Annotated in this window: 14 protein-coding genes and 1 tRNA gene; 6 read left to right on the top strand and 9 right to left on the bottom strand. The window is 38.0% G+C overall.

What is annotated here, in order from left to right; all coding sequences use genetic code 11:
• Window positions 1-4: 4 nt before the first annotated feature.
• Genes HT99x_RS05275 through HT99x_RS05295 form a run of 5 tightly spaced genes read right to left on the bottom strand, consistent with a single transcriptional unit; the run spans window position 5 to window position 4,672 of the window.
• Window positions 5-952, bottom strand: a complete 948-nt coding sequence (locus tag HT99x_RS05275; RefSeq protein ID WP_075067342.1) for a lysylphosphatidylglycerol synthase domain-containing protein — start codon at window positions 950-952, stop codon at window positions 5-7.
• Window positions 933-1,805 carry a glycosyltransferase gene (locus tag HT99x_RS05280; protein WP_075067343.1) on the bottom strand — a complete coding sequence of 291 codons (873 nt, stop codon included), beginning with the start codon at window positions 1,803-1,805 and terminating at the stop codon, window positions 933-935. The genes HT99x_RS05275 and HT99x_RS05280 overlap by 20 nt, the downstream gene beginning before the upstream one ends.
• A gap of 12 nt (window positions 1,806-1,817) precedes the next feature.
• The gene (locus HT99x_RS05285; RefSeq protein ID WP_075067344.1) at window positions 1,818-3,740 is read right to left on the bottom strand and encodes a hypothetical protein; all 1,923 of its coding nucleotides are present in this window, start codon (window positions 3,738-3,740) and stop codon (window positions 1,818-1,820) included.
• A 48-nt stretch (window positions 3,741-3,788) separates the two neighbouring features.
• Complete coding sequence (locus tag HT99x_RS05290) at window positions 3,789-4,211, bottom strand: pilin (RefSeq protein ID WP_075067345.1); 423 nt, start codon at window positions 4,209-4,211, stop codon at window positions 3,789-3,791.
• 38 nt (window positions 4,212-4,249) lie between these two features.
• Window positions 4,250-4,672 carry a pilin gene (locus tag HT99x_RS05295; protein WP_075067346.1) on the bottom strand — a complete coding sequence of 141 codons (423 nt, stop codon included), beginning with the start codon at window positions 4,670-4,672 and terminating at the stop codon, window positions 4,250-4,252.
• A 255-nt stretch (window positions 4,673-4,927) separates the two neighbouring features.
• Here HT99x_RS05295 and HT99x_RS05300 point away from each other — a divergent pair.
• The 4 genes from HT99x_RS05300 (at window position 4,928) to HT99x_RS05315 (ending at window position 9,870) form a co-directional block, all read left to right on the top strand.
• Window positions 4,928-5,003: transfer RNA gene (locus HT99x_RS05300), tRNA-Thr, on the top strand.
• 79 nt (window positions 5,004-5,082) lie between these two features.
• Window positions 5,083-7,299, top strand: coding sequence for an EAL domain-containing protein (locus HT99x_RS05305; protein WP_075067347.1), 2,217 nt, complete (start codon window positions 5,083-5,085; stop codon window positions 7,297-7,299).
• A 70-nt stretch (window positions 7,300-7,369) separates the two neighbouring features.
• Window positions 7,370-8,581 (top strand): Na+/H+ antiporter NhaA, encoded by a 1,212-nt coding sequence (gene nhaA, locus HT99x_RS05310; RefSeq protein ID WP_075067348.1) that lies wholly within the window; start codon window positions 7,370-7,372, stop codon window positions 8,579-8,581.
• Window positions 8,582-8,778: 197 nt separating this feature from the next.
• Window positions 8,779-9,870: a hypothetical protein gene (locus HT99x_RS05315; RefSeq protein WP_075067349.1), complete on the top strand. Its 1,092-nt coding sequence runs from the start codon at window positions 8,779-8,781 to the stop codon at window positions 9,868-9,870.
• A 12-nt stretch (window positions 9,871-9,882) separates the two neighbouring features.
• Here the strand turns inward: HT99x_RS05315 and HT99x_RS05320 are convergent, their stop codons facing one another.
• Window positions 9,883-11,739 carry a hypothetical protein gene (locus HT99x_RS05320; protein WP_075067350.1) on the bottom strand — a complete coding sequence of 619 codons (1,857 nt, stop codon included), beginning with the start codon at window positions 11,737-11,739 and terminating at the stop codon, window positions 9,883-9,885.
• A gap of 156 nt (window positions 11,740-11,895) precedes the next feature.
• On the opposite strand from HT99x_RS05320, the gene HT99x_RS05325 reads away from it, so the two are divergent.
• Entirely contained in the window at window positions 11,896-12,726 is an 831-nt protein-coding gene (locus tag HT99x_RS05325; RefSeq protein WP_075067351.1) for a hypothetical protein, read from the top strand.
• 102 nt (window positions 12,727-12,828) lie between these two features.
• Window positions 12,829-13,386, top strand: a complete 558-nt coding sequence (locus HT99x_RS05330; RefSeq protein WP_075067352.1) for a phosphatase PAP2 family protein — start codon at window positions 12,829-12,831, stop codon at window positions 13,384-13,386.
• Between the two features lie 416 nt (window positions 13,387-13,802).
• Here the strand turns inward: HT99x_RS05330 and HT99x_RS05335 are convergent, their stop codons facing one another.
• From HT99x_RS05335 to HT99x_RS05345, 3 genes are all read right to left on the bottom strand, one after another.
• On the bottom strand, window positions 13,803-14,978 hold the full coding sequence (locus tag HT99x_RS05335) for a protein kinase domain-containing protein (protein ID WP_075067353.1): 1,176 nt from the start codon (window positions 14,976-14,978) through the stop codon (window positions 13,803-13,805).
• 1,003 nt (window positions 14,979-15,981) lie between these two features.
• Window positions 15,982-16,875, bottom strand: coding sequence for a phosphatase PAP2 family protein (locus tag HT99x_RS05340; RefSeq protein WP_075066080.1), 894 nt, complete (start codon window positions 16,873-16,875; stop codon window positions 15,982-15,984).
• A complete protein-coding gene (locus HT99x_RS05345; RefSeq protein WP_075066081.1) occupies window positions 16,872-17,555 on the bottom strand; it encodes a peptide deformylase in 684 nt (227 codons plus the stop codon). Before HT99x_RS05345 ends, HT99x_RS05340 begins: the two co-directional genes overlap by 4 nt.
• Window positions 17,556-17,562: the final 7 nt, after the last annotated feature.

Raw genomic sequence — 17,562 nt, forward strand, 5'->3', positions numbered from 1 at the left:
AAGTCTAGTTAACTATCTTAGATGCTCCAATTTTGGTGTTTTTGATACTGGGTAAAATTGAGCCTGCTAACAGAAAACTGAAACTACTACCAAGAATAATGGAGGGGATCCATTGACTCACTCGATATAAAGCAATGGCAGCAAACCCCATACTAAAATCGTGATAGATCATTTGCGTTAATGTGCCAAATAAAGCTTCTAATACACCAATATTGCCGGGCGTTAAAGGGAAAAGCATTGCAGCTGTCAATATTCCAACCAAGAATAAACAGTGGGTGATTGGCAAAGGAGCATGAATAGCCATCAAACAAATATAAAATAAAATGGCTGTCAAAATATTAACACCGATTAATGACAACGCTGAATACAGAAATATCTTTGGATCGGAGAGTAAATCTTGCAACGCTTTGAGACTTTCTCCAATAGATTGGCTGGTTTTTATAGAACTTAACTTAAGCCAAATAATAAAACCTGCGAAACCAAGCCCAATCGCACAAGTAATATAAAACAGGAGGTTAAAGCTGGAAGGTAAATCACTAAATAGCCAACCAATTAAGGCAAAAAAAGCACAGAATATAATAGTAAAAATAAAATAGACTAACATCACATAAATAAACTGGGCATTGCTCATTTGGAAATGCTGTCTCATATAAATATAACGAAAACCCATTCCTAAACGATAGGGTAATAATTGATTAAGAAAATTAGCAATAAAACTAAGGCCTGCCCATTCAGTCCAGCGCAAATAGATTTGATAGTGTGAACATAGGAATTTAAATGATAAACCGCCCAGTGCAATCATGGGGATATGTATCACACTTAAAACCCCCACATATGACCACTTTACATGAGCAAATACCGCTAGGATATCTGTTTGATGGTGATAAAACAAAGCACAGATAATCAGTGCTAAAGTCGTATAACCTAAAATTTTAATGACGGTTTTGCGCATACATTAAACACGTAATTTGTTCTGAGACCAGTCCTATTAAAAAAATAACAATGGAAGTTGAAAGTAAGACAGCACTCATGTTGGTGAATCGCCCTTGTGCGATATATGTATATGTGTAGTTCGAAATGCCCGCGATAAAATGTAAAGCGGCAAAAGGAATAAATATTTTCAATGGTGAATATAAGATTGCCATTTTATAAATGATCAGCAAAAATTTGAGGCCATCAGAGAAAGGTTTAAGATGACTCACACCAATACGTTGTTTAACCTCGATGGGAATATAGCCAACAGCATAGCCACTGCGAAAAAAAGCCATTGTGATTGTTGTTGGGCAAGAAAAACCATTAGGAATTAAATGAATAAATTCTTTAAATTTTTTGGCATTAACAACTCTAAACCCTGAAGTTAAATCAAGAACAGATTGCCCTACTAACCAGGAAGCAATGGCATTGTATAAACTATTCCCTAACCAACGCCAAGTACTCGCTTGATGTTGTTTGCTTCTTGCGCCAACGATTAAATCATAACCTTTTTGATATCGTTCGAGCATAATTTTAATATCGCTAGGCTGATGTTGGCCATCGCCATCCATAAAAATTAAAATGTCTCCTTTTGCCGCGCGAGCACCGGTTTTGATAGCGGCACCGTTACCCATGCTATATGGATGACGCAGTACTTTAATACCCAATGACTGCGCAACTTCATAAGTATCATCAGTAGAGCCATCGTCGACAAGAATGATTTCACAGTGAGCGTATTGTTCGCACAAAACGGGCAAAAAAAGCTTTAATGCGGATGCTTCATTTTTCGCTGGGATAATAATGCTAATAGCGTGTTCTAAATTTAACGTCATAGTTTATTTCCATTATTCCTTTTGCGATTGCAGCTTAATAGCTTGCATAGCGAAATCAAGTTTTTGCAGTTTTGCTTTTGCTAATTTATTTTTTGAGAGTTGCTGATGAGCATAGGAAACAGATTTTTCCGCCTCCTCATACAGTCCATAGCGCATTTCAAGATAGGCTTTTTGTAGCAAAGGATCAATTCTTTTTGGATACGTTTCATAGGATTTTAGTAGCAAGAAGCGGCTCTTATCTAAGTTGGTATTTAACAACTCAAGTCCTGCTTCTAAATGATACAAAACTGCTTTGTAGCGTGGCTTATATTTTAAAAAAGGATTGTTATAACAAAGACGCAATAGCTCAATGATTTTATTTCTATCAACGGATGAGCATTGTTTGTTAAACATATTTTGAATCATAATATCAAGAACAGTAATCACATAAGGTGTAATGGCCCCTTGTTGAATTTTTTGCTTAGCTTCTTGATAAAGTGCGGGTGGAACGCTTTGTAATTGGCAATGGATTAGGATCTTATGTAGCGCAATACCGGCATTATAAGGATCTAAACGCGCTGCTTCTTCTAATGATTCAAAGGCTAAACCAAATTGCTGTTCTTGCAAGAGTACATTGGCAATCTCTATGTGAACGCGAGGCGAAAGTGGATGATGCAAAAGAGATTCTTGTAAGAAGGTACCACTTGATGACCATATTATGCTGCGTTGTAAGGTAATCGTTGCTAACATTGCAAATAACAAAAAAGAGAAGAGAGCGTATATTCTTTTGGGAGCTGTTGTAACTTTGCTCATAAAAGGCACAAAGTAATAAATAGGGATGAGTAATAATCCAACAGAGGCTAAATAATTACGGTGTTCAAAAACCATTTCCAGCGGTAATATGGTTGATTCAATCGCATGTGAAACAAAAAACCAAGCAATACCAAAGGAAATAATAGGCGCTCTTTTGCGTCCTATATAAATTACGATAGCTAAGCTAAAGAGCAAAACAGAACATAATACTGTTTGTAAATTAAACCCAGTAATAACCCCAAAATCATCATGATAAAGCCCCATATCAGCTAGTTGTGGGATAAGGATCAATTTGAGATAAAACACTAAAACATTGAGCTGGGTTAATAATCTATCAAAGAGGGTAATATTTTTGTCAGCAAATAAAGCAAGATTCGTCTCGAGATGATACCAATAGTAGAACAGAAAACTAAATAATAAACCTAAACAAAAGAGCTGATGAAACCGTTTCAGATAAAGGCCATTTTGAGCAGCGCCTTTATATTTTAATAAAAAATATTCGATGAGAAACACATACCAAGGGAAAATGATCCCTGTCTCTTTGCATAAGAGTGCCAATGGGAAAAACCAGACATAGCTAATAGCCATTAACAGCAACCCGTAAGATTTATCGGTAAACTGTCTGATTCTGCCCCATAAATAGGTATTTAATCCGAGAATGATGCATAAATGGCAAAGCTGTGTCATTCGTTGCACAGGATAAAGAACCGTGCTGACTTGTAATGGATGTATTAGCCAAAGTAAGGCAGTAAAAAAACTGATACGTTTCGCAAAAGGCTTTGCCTTAGGAATGAGTGTCATGAGTAAATAAATAAACAAGCCAATTGCAAAACCACAAAGGATATGAATAAACAGATTAATTAATTTGTAATAAAAAGGGTTTAAACCAAAAAAATAATGATTTAAAGCAAAGCTTGCGATGGATAATGGTCGACCTAAGGGACCTGAATCGTTTTGTAAGCTGATATCGATTAATTGGCCCCAAGAAAAAGTCGTGAGCTGAGCGCCTTCAATCGATTGCAAATCATCTAGTAGAAAAGGTCCATTCAGTCCTTTCCAATACAGAAAGCTAATCAAAATGGCAACCGCTAAAAGAGTTGCTCCGAAAAATAGTCCATTTTTTACGGTTTCTGTTTTTAACATCGTTCAATTAAAAAGGGGCTTGCGCCCCTTTTATTTATCCTATCAAAATTATCGGCACGAGGAGGGAGCAAACTGTGTAGCACCAGTTGATGTGCAAGTCCAGCGTACAGAACCATTGGCAAATGTAGGCGTTAACACGATAGCAAATGCACCACCACTACCTAAGTTAGTTTGGTTGCCAGTGATTGTAATGGCACCACCCGCACCAACCGCTAAACCTGAAACATATTGAGAAACAACACTGGTAACACCCGCTTGTGTGTTCGTGGTTGGCATTGTTCCTTTAGCAATACGATATTCTGCAACGGCTGTTTTTGCATTGGAACCGACATTGATTACTTCTGATACACGAGCACGTACCATGTAATCGTTATAGGCTGGAATTGCGATAGCTGCTAAGATACCGATGATAGCAACAACAATCATCAATTCGATGAGCGTGAAGCCTCGTTGTCTTATATTGCTTTTCATATCATTCTCCTAATTAAAATATAAGTGTAAAAAATAAATTAACGACAAGAAGAAGGCGCATACTGGGTAGCTCCAGTTGAGGTACAGGTCCATTGAACCTTACCATTTGAAAAAGTGGGGGTTAAGACAATGCTAATGGCGGCACCTGATCTAAGATTAGTTTGGTTGCCCGTTACGGTAATGACACCATTGGCCCCAACACTCACTCCCGATACATAATTAGTCACCACGCTTGTGACCCCTGCTTGAGTATTGCTGGTTGGCATTGAGCCTTTAGCAATACGATATTCTGATATAGAAGTTTTAGCACTTGAGCTAACATGGATTAATTCAGCAACTCGCGCTCTAACCATGTAATCGTTATATGCAGGGATAGCGATTGATGCCAAAATGCCAATAATGGCAACAACGATCATCAGTTCGATCAAGGTAAATCCATGTTGTCTGGCTGAATATAGCATGTCATTACTTATCGTGTTTTTAACCTAATAGTATTAATGCAGTATTCATGCCAATACATAATCTAATCAAATAAATTATAAAGATTCAAAGAGATAATGGGATAGGTTTTAAATGACTTCCTGTAAAAGACTTAAAATAACGGTCAGAGTAGGCACAAATGGGCACTCCGGTGCTCATTTTGGTCAGATTGAAAATTTACTCAGCTCTCACTTGAGACAAAGCGCTAACCGCCGTATAATTTCACACCTTTCCATGCCGAAGTAGCTCAGTCGGTAGAGCAACTGATTCGTAATCAGTAGGTCAGCGGTTCGATTCCGCTCTTCGGCACCATTCTAGCGTCCTTAGGTTGGCACCTTACTAAAATCTGACCATACTTAGTATTGGTATCATCGATTTCAAGCGTGAGTATATGCCACATAAGGCAAAATCCAGAACGCGACCAGAAGAAAATCCAACAAAAGAGGGCGATTTTAAGCTTAATGAAGATGCGTTAAATATTATTGAACAAGCGCCTGAATTTGAACGTTCATCTATCGTTGCAAGCAAAGTTCGCTATTCATCATTTGCCTTGAGAATCGTTTTAATTTATTTAACCATTGCTTGCACGATAGCAATTGCACTCTCGGATTCGGTTCTTTCATTATTTCAAATCAGTCAAGAAGTTCTTTCTTGGATAGCTATCGCAAAAATATGGGTTTTAATTATTCTATCAGCAGGATTGCTTTATTATTTAATTCGCAATCGTACGAATATTTTATTAGAACAACAAGAATATCTCAAAGAGACGCTAAAAAAAATTCAACGTTTAGAAAAAGCCCATCAACTGATTATTCAATCCAATCACGCTATTGTGCGGATTCGTGACAAAGAGCAATTGCTAAAAGAGATTTGTCAGATTTTGAGTGAGCATGGCCAATTCAATTATGCATGGATAGGTATTGGTGAGTCCGCGGAACATCAACCTGATATGATTGTCACTTCAGACAAAAATAATCATTATTTGCATTTATTATTAGAAGGAATCCACGCAGCAAGTGTTAATGAGCGTGGTGAGCCTGCCTTATCGGCATTAAGAAAAAAATATCCTGTGATCGTGAATGATGTTGATGGCTTTTCTAAAAAACCATTTTCATGGCAAACACGAGCATTAGCTTTTCATTTTCAATCCATTGCAGGTTTTCCATTCAAGATGGTTTCGGGAACACAAGGCGTGATGGCGTTATATGCCAAAGAAAAGAATTTTTTTAATGAAGAAGAAGTCGCTTTGTTGCGAATACTAGCAACAGATATCGGATACGGATTAAGTGACATCGAAAATAAATCGCAAATACATCATGCTGCAAATTATGATGTTGTAACGAATTTACCCAATCGGCAATTATATGAAGATAGAATGAATCAGTTCATCTCGCGAGCCCCCTATGATAAACGATATGTTGGCGTGATTGTCATAGCGATAGACAACTTCTCAAAAACCTCTGAATCATTTGGTCAAGCAATTAGCGACAAGTTATTAACTGAAACAGGCATTCATTTATCATCGCTTGTGCGAGATGGTGATACTGTTGCTAGATTGGCTCACAATCAAATTGGAATTATGCTGGCAGATGTTGCGGCAGCGCTTGATGTGGCAAGGATTGCGCAAAAATTGGTAAGACCGTTTAGTCTGCAATTAACCAAAGAGCATGAAGTAAAAATTCATTTGCATGCAGGGGTTGCTATTTATCCCTATGACGGTGAAACTGCACCTGCGCTGATAGAAAATGCTATTCATGCACTACAGGAAGTTGAGAGTGATAGTCATATTGAATGCGGATTTTATTCACAAAAAATGTCATCTGGCATTAAATATAATCAACAGCTCAAAGAAAGTTTGATGCATTCTCTAGAACGAAATGAATTAATTTTATATTATCAACCGATAGTCGATATCCGAAATCGACAAATAATTGGTGCGGAAGGATTGTCTCGCTGGAGAAATGCAAATTTAGGAGATGTTTCGCCAATACAATTCATCACCGAGGCTGAAGAAAGCGGATTTATCATCCCCCTTGGGGAATGGGTTATCAAAACAGCATGCCAGCAGTTAATTGCTTGGCAGCAAGCTGAGCAAGATAATTTTATCTTGACGGTTAATATCTCTGCAAAGCAAATCATGCATCCGCAATTTTTAGCAAGACTAAACCAATTGTTTGAAGAGTTAAATTTTGATCCCAAGCGCTATCAGTTGTGTTTTGAAATTGCAGAAAGCGTACTAGTGAATGAATTAAAATCTGCAATCCAAACCCTGTTTGAATTGCGTAGGCTTGGTTTGAAAATTATTATTGATGATTTTGGAACAAGTTATTCTTCTTTAAGTTACCTTAACCAGTTACCTGTTAATATCCTTAAAATTGACTCAACGATTGTGCGGAATTTAGGTAGAGATCAGAACACACATTCTTTGGTTCGAGGTATTTTGGCTTTTGCAAAAGGAATGAAACTGAAAACAATCGCAGAGGGTGTAGAAACTGAGCAACAAATGCAAATGCTTGTTGATGTGGGGTGCGATTATGCTCAGGGGTATCTATTCAGTGCGCCCGTGGCAGTTAAGAATATGGAAAGCTTCTTTGGAAAAAAACTATAAATTTTGGTACTATACCGTCCTTACGCAATATAAAATTTCAAATTCAAAAAGTCAATAATGGATAGTATTTATGAGCGAACAGCAAAAAACCGGTATCTCTTTAGCTTTTGCTAAAGTACATTATTTTCTTCGAATGGAATCGTTTGCTGGTTTTTTACTTATCTTATTTAGCGTGTTTGCATTACTATTGGCGAATTCACCTTGGCACTATCAATATCAACAATTTTTAGATTTCAAACTATCCTTAGGCTACCAATCATTCCAATTGTCTAAACCAGTAATATTATGGATTAATGATGCTTTAATGGCAGTATTTTTTTTATTAATTGGTTTGGAGCTAAAGAGAGAAATATTGGAAGGACAATTATCCAATAAATCTCAAGTTATTTTGCCTGGGTTGGCTGCATTGGGAGGGGTTATTTTTCCTGCCGTCATTTATTTTTTATTGAATTATCAAAATAAAACAGGATTGGCAGGATGGGCGATACCCATGGCAACCGATATTGCATTTGCATTGGGAGTGTTAACTTTATTGGGTAAGCGAGTACCCAGTGCTTTGAAATTGTTTTTGCTAACCTTGGCTATTTTTGATGACTTGGCTGCAATTATTGTTATTGCTTTGTTTTATACTAAAACGCTCTCTTTGTGGGCTTTGGTGATGGCAGGTGTGGTTATTTCGCTACTAGCCGCTGCCAATCGCTTAAAAGTAGCAACCTTATTTATCTATCTTCCTTTAGGCATGTTGTTATGGTTTTTTGTTTTGAAATCTGGCGTGCATGCAACCATTGCAGGTGTCGTATTTGCTATGTTAATTCCATTGAATGTAACACCATCTGCTCATTCGCCGTTAAAATTCTTGGAAAATAAACTACACGCCGCGGTGACTTACTTTATTTTGCCGCTATTTGCTTTTGCAAATTCAGGCATTAACTTTGATGGGGTCACTTGGGCGCAGTTAATGAATTCGGTATCACTAGGGGTTGCCTTAGGATTATTTTTTGGTAAGCAATTTGGTGTCTTTTTGTTTTCGTATCTGACGATTAAGTTAAAATTGGCTAAATTACCGCAAGATACAAGTTGGCGACAGCTTTATGCCGTTTCTATTATCTGTGGCATTGGTTTTACCATGAGTCTATTTATTTGTGCTTTAGCATTTGAATCTGCGCCAATGGAATACAACATCGATGGGCGTATCGGTGTTATGTTAGGAACGCTGATATCGGCTATTGTTGGATATATTGCGATGGTCTGTGCTTGTGCACATTCTAAAAAACCTAAATGAAGGCCCCTTTTTGGCCACATGAACGAAAAAGAGTTCTCAAATTACTCACATACTTATGTATGCGGCGCATTTTCGATCTCTTTTTCATTCAAACTTGTCTCAAAAATGGACGTTTTGTTTTGTATTTATCTTGTAAGTTGGCTGCGTTGCTATTAAGATAGTGCCTGATATCATATTGTTAGTCAGGTAAACATATCATGAAGTTCAAACGCCTCCACATTGATAATAAAATCTTAACTCGTCAGGATTTTTTATCACAACCACGTAAATTATTTGTTTTAGCTGATAACTTGCCTGATTTTCGACTTCCTCGAAATAAACTGCATGAAACACAGCATCGAGGTGGTTTGGCTGCTTGTATGCGTCCTAATAAAATAGGTGGAACGGATAGGCATCCTATTTATGATGTCAATATTGTTGGTATACCAACGATTTCATATGACAGTAAAGAAGGACTTAGCGTTAAACATATTATTGAAGCTTTTGAGAATATTTATCGTCAATTTTCTACCGGTGAATATGATGAGATAGTTGTACCCTACAAAGGTGGTAAACCTGCCTTTGGCGGTGGTATTGCAGGGAAACTGCCAACCATTATTCAAAATACGATTGAAGAAGAGTTCAAGCGCTTAGAACAATTTTGCCATAAAAAAGTAGTACCCAATGACTTTCCAGAAGATTTTCGGATTGCTTATAGACAAGGGGTATTACCGATTGAGCAAACAACCGGTGAGAAATTTCACAGTTATCTAAACAATCGTTTTCCATTTTTTGGAATATTGGTGCAAGGGGCGCTAGCAGTAGGGGGAGCCTATACGACATATACGGTGTTGCTCAGCACCTTGGCTCCGATGGCATTAGGTGGTGCGATGTTAGGTAGTGCAGCTCTGTGTGTATTGGCATATCAGCTTTTTGTTTCACAGTTTTTTGGTAAAGTTGATGTATCTTTGCAGTTAAGTGATAAAGGGATGCCAATGATAGGAGGAATAAAAATCGGTAACGGTGGACTATCAAAAATCTTTGGGCTCAATGCAGAATACAAATCAACCTTGCCTGAACTGGAATCAAAATTAAAAACGTTATTAACCAGTCAAAATAAAAAGCCAGAAGATCAAACAATCGAACGTTACGAAGAAAAAATAGGTCATTTGGTGAAATTTAATGCTAAAAAATTAGTTTTGGAATATGGTGAAGCGTTATTTTATGAAGAGGATATCCGTGCCGTGAAATCGAAAGATTATGCGGTGGATGACCAAGTGGCAGAATACAAACGAAAAGTACGTGCTTAATTAAGTGCTTTGCTAGGGCCGTGAAGATTTTCGCTGCAAGGGGGAATCGATAGCGGTCCTTGGCATTTTATGTAATATTGTTAAAGCATCTTCCCGGACAGGTATTTTATTTTCTTGATTAAACGCACGGTATTCATCTTTGTTTTTGCTTGCACGGATCCCGACGATTTTGTTAACTTCCTCTTTAAAATCATTGGGTTTAACAAGTTGACGAACGCCATTGTTATGAAAATAGAAATCATGACTAATGCTCAGTTCCCCATTGTTAGAAGGCATTAAAATGCCAAGATCATTAGCTTGCTGAACTAATTTTAGTAGTTCAATTTCTTTTAGCATCGCCTTTTTTTCTGCCATTGTTAATGAATCGCTATATTTACTAATATGATCAAGCCGTCTAATAATAATTTTATTAAGTTGTTTAGAATATTGATAATTCTTTTTGTTAAGTTTCGCAGTTTGTTTTTTACATTGATCCGCTAATTTAGCGATAGAAGCTTGACGTTGTACGAGTTGATAAGTCATATGATCTTCAATTTTAAAACGCAATAACTCGGGATTTTTTTTCGTTATACTATCCTTTAATTCTGTTTCTTTCATGCCGATGCGTAGGGCAAATTGCTTTAAGGCTTCAAAAGCATGTGGACCATAAGCTGCTTCAACCTTATTTAAAGATTGTTCAATATTGTCACGAATAGCCTTGGCATCGTAATTAGCAATATCTTCACAAGCTTTGATAAAATGCGCATTAAAATAGAAGCTTTTATTTTCAACGGCATAATCCCAAAAATGATTGGTTGGATAAAACTCAATCAGTTTGCCACCTTTAACGAATCGTTTCGGGCTAAAATTGACCACTTTTCCTGCAAAAGGATTAAAAATATCAATAGTCTTTTTATCAAAATTAAAAAAACTAAATCCGTGATCAATTTTGACAAATTTTTTGTTATCATTATTTTCTACAAAGATAGCGTTTCCCGTATGAAAATCATGATCACCGTGCCAAAGTACATTGGCAGCAATAGCTTCTAATGAATGTCCTGTTTCATCATTCAAATTTAGTATTTTACGAATTAAGCTATCATCACTGTTAACCCAGTTTTTAAGTCGGGCTTTTACACCGGCAAACATGCCTCGACTTGAATAGCCAGCGGCTTGATAGGCGTCTTGAATTTTGTTGGCTTGTTGATAGACAGAACCAACATAGACATCATCAATCGTATTCGGTTGCGTTTTTTCATCTCGCACAAGAATGCAGCGAGCAGAATGCAGGGGGATGGTCATGGCATAGAGACTGGCACCCATATATTCGGCAATGGTTTCACCAACATCAGCTCCTTGCTTGATCAGTATTCTTTCTGTTCTTTCACCTTCCGTAAAGGTATAAACCCCAGTTCTCTTTCCTGTATTCTTTGCTCCCCCGGTTTTAGGGGAAAATTTTTGTGGATGATTTATCACCGATTGATAATTTTGATCTGGCGTAAACCAAGTTTCTCGATGTGCGTATTCTTCTAATTGATGATGGTAGCTATTTAATAGTGCTGTTAACTTATTGGCACTAAAGGCAAGCTGTTCATCATCGTCATTGGCTAAATTTTTAACAAGCACTTCTAATTGCACAGGGATAGGAATAATCCGTGAATGTGCAGCATTTTCTGTAAACTTATCTATAGCGGATTCAAGCTCTTTCAGTTCTTGCTCTGATACTTTACCTGTTTGCACTCTTTGTAAATCATCGTTGACGTAGTGGTATCCCGCTAATTTAGCGATGTTCAGCTGGGAGAGCTTTTGTTTGATGCTGTTGAGATTATGCATAATATCATGGGATGGTGTTGGTGTTTTCTTAGCTCTTTTCAATCGTTTGCGAATCATAAACCTACTTATGTGCATTTACAGCTAAACTGTGTTTATGTCATCATAATAACATAATACTAAATAAGTCGTTTTGCATGCCAATTAGATTTTTAAATCCTACTAACATATAATCCGCAAAATTAGCCAGTTAGTATTACTTAGGTCAAAAACAACATGAAATGGCAATTTATTCGAACAGCTGAAGCGATTGATCATAAACTTCAGTATGTCGATATGAATGATGGTATTGTTTATTTAGAAAACTCAAATGGTTTTAAAACTTATGGTGTGAGTGCTTGTATTGTTTTTGTCGCTTATCAGCGCGATCAATTATTGTTTATGTGGCATTGGGAACCCCCCGGATCAAAACGGTGTTTAGAAAAGGTAGACATTGAGGTTAAAGAGCTATTACAGGAAATTTCTGACAGCCTTGATAGCCGTGGCATTTCTCAAAAAGAAACGACGATCTATGCCGTTGGTGGGCAAGAATCTTCTTACAATAGTATTTGTGTACTACAGATGTTATCAAAGATAGGTAATAAGCTTTTTAACTTAAATACAGAATATCTTTGTAAGGTTCATTATGAAGATTTTTTTGATTTGTATGTCCTTGCCAATAAACCGTTATTTCATGCGATTCACTACCATGTCGCGGTTACAGCAAAAGAAATGAAAAAACAGGATAAATGTATTCCTTCAACGCTTAACCAACTCGCCTTATACTGCCATCACCTTTTTAAGATCGAAATAGAAGAGTCATTTAATAAGCAGCTTCTATGTAGTGACGGTAGTCTAGACAGGACATCCAAAGAAGAGCCGAAAGTGATTTGGCATAGGAAACTAGAGGCCATAGAAAAGCCAAAGCAGAATAGGCCTACGCAAGATAGGACACCCATAACAAAAGCGTCCCAAAATACGCATCCGCTACTTCTGTCCAGGACAGCCATAAAAGTATCAATAGAAGAGCCGCTCAATAAGATAGCCATTGGGAGATCGATAAGATGAGGGCAAACCCAATAGTTAGTTTAAGAAATGGTTGTAAGTTATGTTTAATTTTTCTATAGTGCAATGAGGTCAAATTACTTTAGCTAAAGGATCCACGGAGCGGTGAAAATTTCCTTTCGCAAGCAGTCACTGATTCCCTTTATCATCTTGTTATCGATGGCTCGTCCATCACAAGCGAGTGGAATTGATGATGTTGGGTCTGAATCCTTTCTTATTGCTATTTCCATACCTTTAATTGGTGGTATCTACTCTTATACCAGTGGTGACATTGAAGGATTAAAAGAACTGACCATGAGTTGTGCCGTCACAGCGCAGGTAACAGCTCTACTTAAAAATACGGTACATCGTACCAGACCGAATAGAGAAGATGACCTTTCATTTCCTTCAGGTCATGCGGCAGCCAGCTTTGCCGGCGCTAGCTATCTTCATCATCGTTATGGGCTGAACTGGGGGCTCCCCTTTTATGCGATTGGAACCGCGATTAGCATTCAACGTGTCAATGTCAAAGCTCACTATTGGACAGACGTTCTAGCCGGGGCTGCAATTGGGTATCTTTCTAGCTATTTATTTACCGTTAGGTATCCTAACGTGTGGATAAATCCCGATTTTAATCCTGAGCGCAATTCTTATGGCATGCAAATGCATATGAGCTTTGATTAAAAATTGATCAAATTATCTTATGCTGTATTTTTCAGAAAATGTCATGTTATACACAGCAATTTCACATCCTTTGTCCCCAGTAATTGTTTATAACCGCACACCTTAGCTAGAGAGCGAAATTTTAAAACGTGTTGTTCATGGTTGCAAGGTGAACGGCTGTTGGCTGTGATCACAAAAGTGTGTGATGTTGTTTAAAAATTGATCAAATAATTTTTTGCTGATATTGGCAGAATATTTGATCTTATTCACAACAATCTCACACGGTTTGTCCCCAGTATCTGTTCATAATTCTTTTGGATCGCCAAATTAGCGTTAGCGTAATTGTTTAAAAATTGATCAAATGATTTTTTGCTGATATTGACAGAAAATTTAATCTTATACACAACAATCTCACACCATTTGTCCCCAGTATCTGTTTATATTTTCTTTTTGGTCCAGAGCTTAACGGCATCATCAGCGGTAATGCGTTTATCTCGCGGTGCAAAAAAACCGGCAAAACGCTTTGTGGTCGGGATTGTTTTGGGCAATTGATCTTTGTGAAAGAGTTTATAAAGCGTTACGCCAATTGCCCACATATCATTTGCTTGATGGGGAACAAGGTACTCTTTTTTAAGTTCAGAAACTTTTTTTCTACTCAATGTCTTTTGCAGTTTTTTCAGTAGAACATTTGCCTGTTTTTTACCGAGAGTTGGGCCATCTTTGAGATAGGTTTTTTTGAAATAATTTGAATAACTTGTTTTGCCGGCGTGTGCCAATGCAATTTCAGGAGATTCATAATCGATGGTAGCGACGCATTCATCAGATGAATGAATAGATGCCACTTGGCCTGGATCAGTTAGCTTTGCTTTAATCCCGCCATCTTTTTTTCTAAATAATAAAATATTAGAACATTTAATATCTTGAAAGATTTGTTCTTCGCTATGTAAAAATGCGACAGACTTTAGAAGGTCGCTAGCAATCTGCTCACGCTCACGAGAAGATAATTGACTTTTATTGGTTTCAAAAAGTGTCGACCCTTTTTTGGAATAAACACTGGCAACAAGTTCATTTTCTCTTTGATAGACGGCTCCCATCACATTGCGCACAAGCCTACTTTCCTTACCATATTGCCAAGGAAATTGAACCTCTTTTTCAAGTGCTTCTAACTCTTCAATGACTTTTTTATCAGTAATGCTTGCGTTACTTTTTTTAGATAATCGAACCTTCAAACTGTAATAGGATTCTGCGCCATTTTTACCATCTAAACGCCAAGCGGGTTTGCCAATTTTGGAACCCCCTTTTGCGACTTTAATTTTTCGTTTTTTATTTTGCGCATTTTTACTTTTCGTTTCTAGAATACATTGATATTCCCCATTAGGAGCACGAAGGACACAAAAAGTACGTGTGAAATCAGTAAATTCCTTGCTATAACGTATTGCTTTGTTAGGTTTTAAACCCCTATATCTTTTTTGTCGGCCTGGATTGGTTAACACATCATCGACAATTTTCATCAAGGAACGTTTATCAATACATTCAAGCAGCTCTTTCGGAAGGGGGTGCTTTTTAAATTGTTTCATTCTTTGCATAAATGCGTCGTAATCTTGCGAGAGCATAACATCAAGCCTCTACCACTTTTTGACGCATTGTAGCAATTTAATTGACTTAAATATATGGGGGGGTGCAAAAAGTATAGTTAGTTAAATTATTCTTGTGGTTCAAATTTTGTACAAATTAAAATATGCTAAATATTTCAGAAAAAATGATGTTATTCACAGGGATTGCACAGAGGTTGTCCACTAGTTCTGTGAATATAGTTCTTGCCCTTGAGGTGCTTTGTTGAAAGCAGCGGTAGCTGCGATATTTAATAGCTCGGGATAAAACGAATAAGCGGTAGTAGTGCAACTTTTTTATTTGTGTCACCGCTACCGCGGTTCTTTAGGAAGGAGATTTCCTATTCCCCCCATTGCGGCTAACGCCTTCAGGGGGGCTAGCTAATTTCCTCGCTACCGCGAGGAGAAAACATGAAATGCTTGGCTTGATTTCTGAACGGAGTGAGCAGCGGTAGCTGCGATATTTAATAGCTCGGGATAAAACGAATAAGCGGTAGTAGTGCAACTTTTTTATTTGTGTCACCGCTACCGCGGTTCTTTAGGAAGGAGATTTCCTATTCCCCCCATTGCGGCTAACGCCTTCATGGGGGGCTAGCTAATTTCCTCGCTACCGCGAGGAGAAAACATGAAATGCTTGGCTTGATTTCTGAACGGAGTGAGCAGCGGTAGCTGCGATATTTAATAGCTCGGGATAAAACGAATAAGCGGTAGTAGTGCAACTTTTTTATTTGTGTCACCGCTACCGCGGTTCTTTAGGAAGGAGATTTCCTATTCCCCCCATTGCGGCTAACGCCTTCATGGGGGGCTAGCTAATTTCCTCGCTACCGCGAGGAGAAAACATGAAATGCTTGGCTTGATTTCTGAACGGAGTGAGCAGCGGTAGCTGCGATATTTAATAGCCCCGGGTAAAACGAACGAGCGTTAGCAAGTGAGTGGAACCCGGGGTAAACAGTCTCTGTCATTTGAACTGCGGCAGCAGTGAAACTCCCCTGAGAAGGTTGCATGCTTAGCGTGTCAGCGCTTTATTGATCGCAGGTGTAGCGAAGGCAACCCACCAGCCTAATAAGCTATATTGTAATATCTTGAGACTGATGGCTAAGTCAGGATTGACTGGTTTGCCAAGTAAAGCGAATCCTTTCCAAAAAAGGCCAATTCCCACAAACCCACTAAGCAATAAACGGATACGAGAGCGCCATGTTTGTGGTGGGATAAATTGCACCCAACGTGTTTCACATTGACAGCCAAACCAAAAGCCCATTAATGAAGCTAAAGCAGGCACAACATTACGAGAGATTTCATGCAATGAGAGCAAATAAAGAACAATGAATAAGAATAGAATGATTGCTTGAGTGACAAAAGAAAACCGCTGCAAGGGATCCCAGTGTTTTCTTTCTGCTACGATAAAAACCGCATAAATTGCTAACCCGAGCAAAAGTCCAACACCAATATCGTGTAAAAAATGGACGCCAAGATAAGGACGCGATAAAGCTATCATTAAGCCAATGACACCGTAAAACAGAGCCAATCCCTTACTTCGGACATAATAGGCAAAGCCTAACCACAAGGGGCTTGCCACTTGCGCATGGCCACTGGGGAAAGAAAAAGAATTATCGCGGATGAGTTCTAGCCAATATTCTTTCGGTGGGCGGCATTCCATCACCCATCCCTTAATCAACAGATTGATTAATAAGGCAGTGAACAGCGCATACCCTAGATAAGTTGCATAACGTTTATTCCAGAACCAATAAGCGAGTGCTAATGTAAAAATAACACCGCCTTCGGTACCTAAATCGCTAATTAATTTGATAACAGGAGTCAACCAGGAAACACGTAAATGATTAGCTATCCACACAATAGCTGGAATGCCTGATTCCAACAAGCTAGGTTGACATTCAATCATGATTGTCTCGCCTCAGTGATATTTGCGATGATTTGTAAAGCTTTATGAATGTAATTCAGCGCGGCAATATCATTTTCAGCGGTATGTTTTAATCTATCTTCAAGCAATTTTTTTGCAATATCGATTTGTGTATTATCAAGATCTTGGTAACGAAGATGAAGAACATCATCAGGATGTCCTTGTATACAATCTTTAGTGAGACGATGAATAATCAAGATCCCCTGTAAATGATCTATTTCATGCTGTAACACGCGTGCTTCAAAACCTTCCGCAATAGCATGAATGGGTTGACCTTCCGGTGTGAAAGCATAATATTGAATTTTACTATAGCGAGGAACTTTACCCGTATGCTCAGCGACTGAAAAGCAAGCTTCCCAATCATAAGTGATCGTTGCATCGCTCGTTGGGGCATAATGTGCATTGACAAGAACAGTAAGAGGAACTTCACGAGTTGCATCCGATCTTAAGCGATTTTGCTCTTGGGTGATGCGATAAACAAAAATATTTTGTGGGCTACCCACTTGTGGCGCAGCTAAGCCAACACCATTGAGCTTGATAAACAATGCTTTCATATCGTCAATCAATTGCAATGTTTCAAAAGAAAGTGGAAATGCGACCTCGACTGTTGGTTTTTGTAATATTTCAGGATGTTGACTATGTTCGAGCGTAACGACATCCATCTATTTT

Origin of the sequence: Candidatus Berkiella aquae (genome assembly GCF_001431295.2) — a bacterium.
GTDB lineage: Bacteria > Pseudomonadota > Gammaproteobacteria > Berkiellales > Berkiellaceae > Berkiella > Berkiella aquae.

Excerpts from the sequence above, each read along its gene's own strand:
- HT99x_RS05295 (WP_075067346.1), bottom strand. The coding sequence starts at position 4,672 with ATGCTATATTCAGCCAGACAACATGGATTTACCTTGATCGAACTGATG.
- HT99x_RS05340 (WP_075066080.1), bottom strand. The coding sequence starts at position 16,875 with ATGATTGAATGTCAACCTAGCTTGTTGGAATCAGGCATTCCAGCTATT.
- nhaA (WP_075067348.1), top strand. The coding sequence starts at position 7,370 with ATGAGCGAACAGCAAAAAACCGGTATCTCTTTAGCTTTTGCTAAAGTA.
- HT99x_RS05290 (WP_075067345.1), bottom strand. The coding sequence starts at position 4,211 with ATGAAAAGCAATATAAGACAACGAGGCTTCACGCTCATCGAATTGATG.
- HT99x_RS05345 (WP_075066081.1), bottom strand. The coding sequence starts at position 17,555 with ATGGATGTCGTTACGCTCGAACATAGTCAACATCCTGAAATATTACAA.
- HT99x_RS05275 (WP_075067342.1), bottom strand. The coding sequence starts at position 952 with ATGCGCAAAACCGTCATTAAAATTTTAGGTTATACGACTTTAGCACTG.
- HT99x_RS05305 (WP_075067347.1), top strand. The coding sequence starts at position 5,083 with ATGCCACATAAGGCAAAATCCAGAACGCGACCAGAAGAAAATCCAACA.
- HT99x_RS05285 (WP_075067344.1), bottom strand. The coding sequence starts at position 3,740 with ATGTTAAAAACAGAAACCGTAAAAAATGGACTATTTTTCGGAGCAACT.
- HT99x_RS05325 (WP_075067351.1), top strand. The coding sequence starts at position 11,896 with ATGAAATGGCAATTTATTCGAACAGCTGAAGCGATTGATCATAAACTT.
- HT99x_RS05335 (WP_075067353.1), bottom strand. The coding sequence starts at position 14,978 with ATGCTCTCGCAAGATTACGACGCATTTATGCAAAGAATGAAACAATTT.
- HT99x_RS05320 (WP_075067350.1), bottom strand. The coding sequence starts at position 11,739 with ATGATTCGCAAACGATTGAAAAGAGCTAAGAAAACACCAACACCATCC.
- HT99x_RS05315 (WP_075067349.1), top strand. The coding sequence starts at position 8,779 with ATGAAGTTCAAACGCCTCCACATTGATAATAAAATCTTAACTCGTCAG.
- HT99x_RS05280 (WP_075067343.1), bottom strand. The coding sequence starts at position 1,805 with ATGACGTTAAATTTAGAACACGCTATTAGCATTATTATCCCAGCGAAA.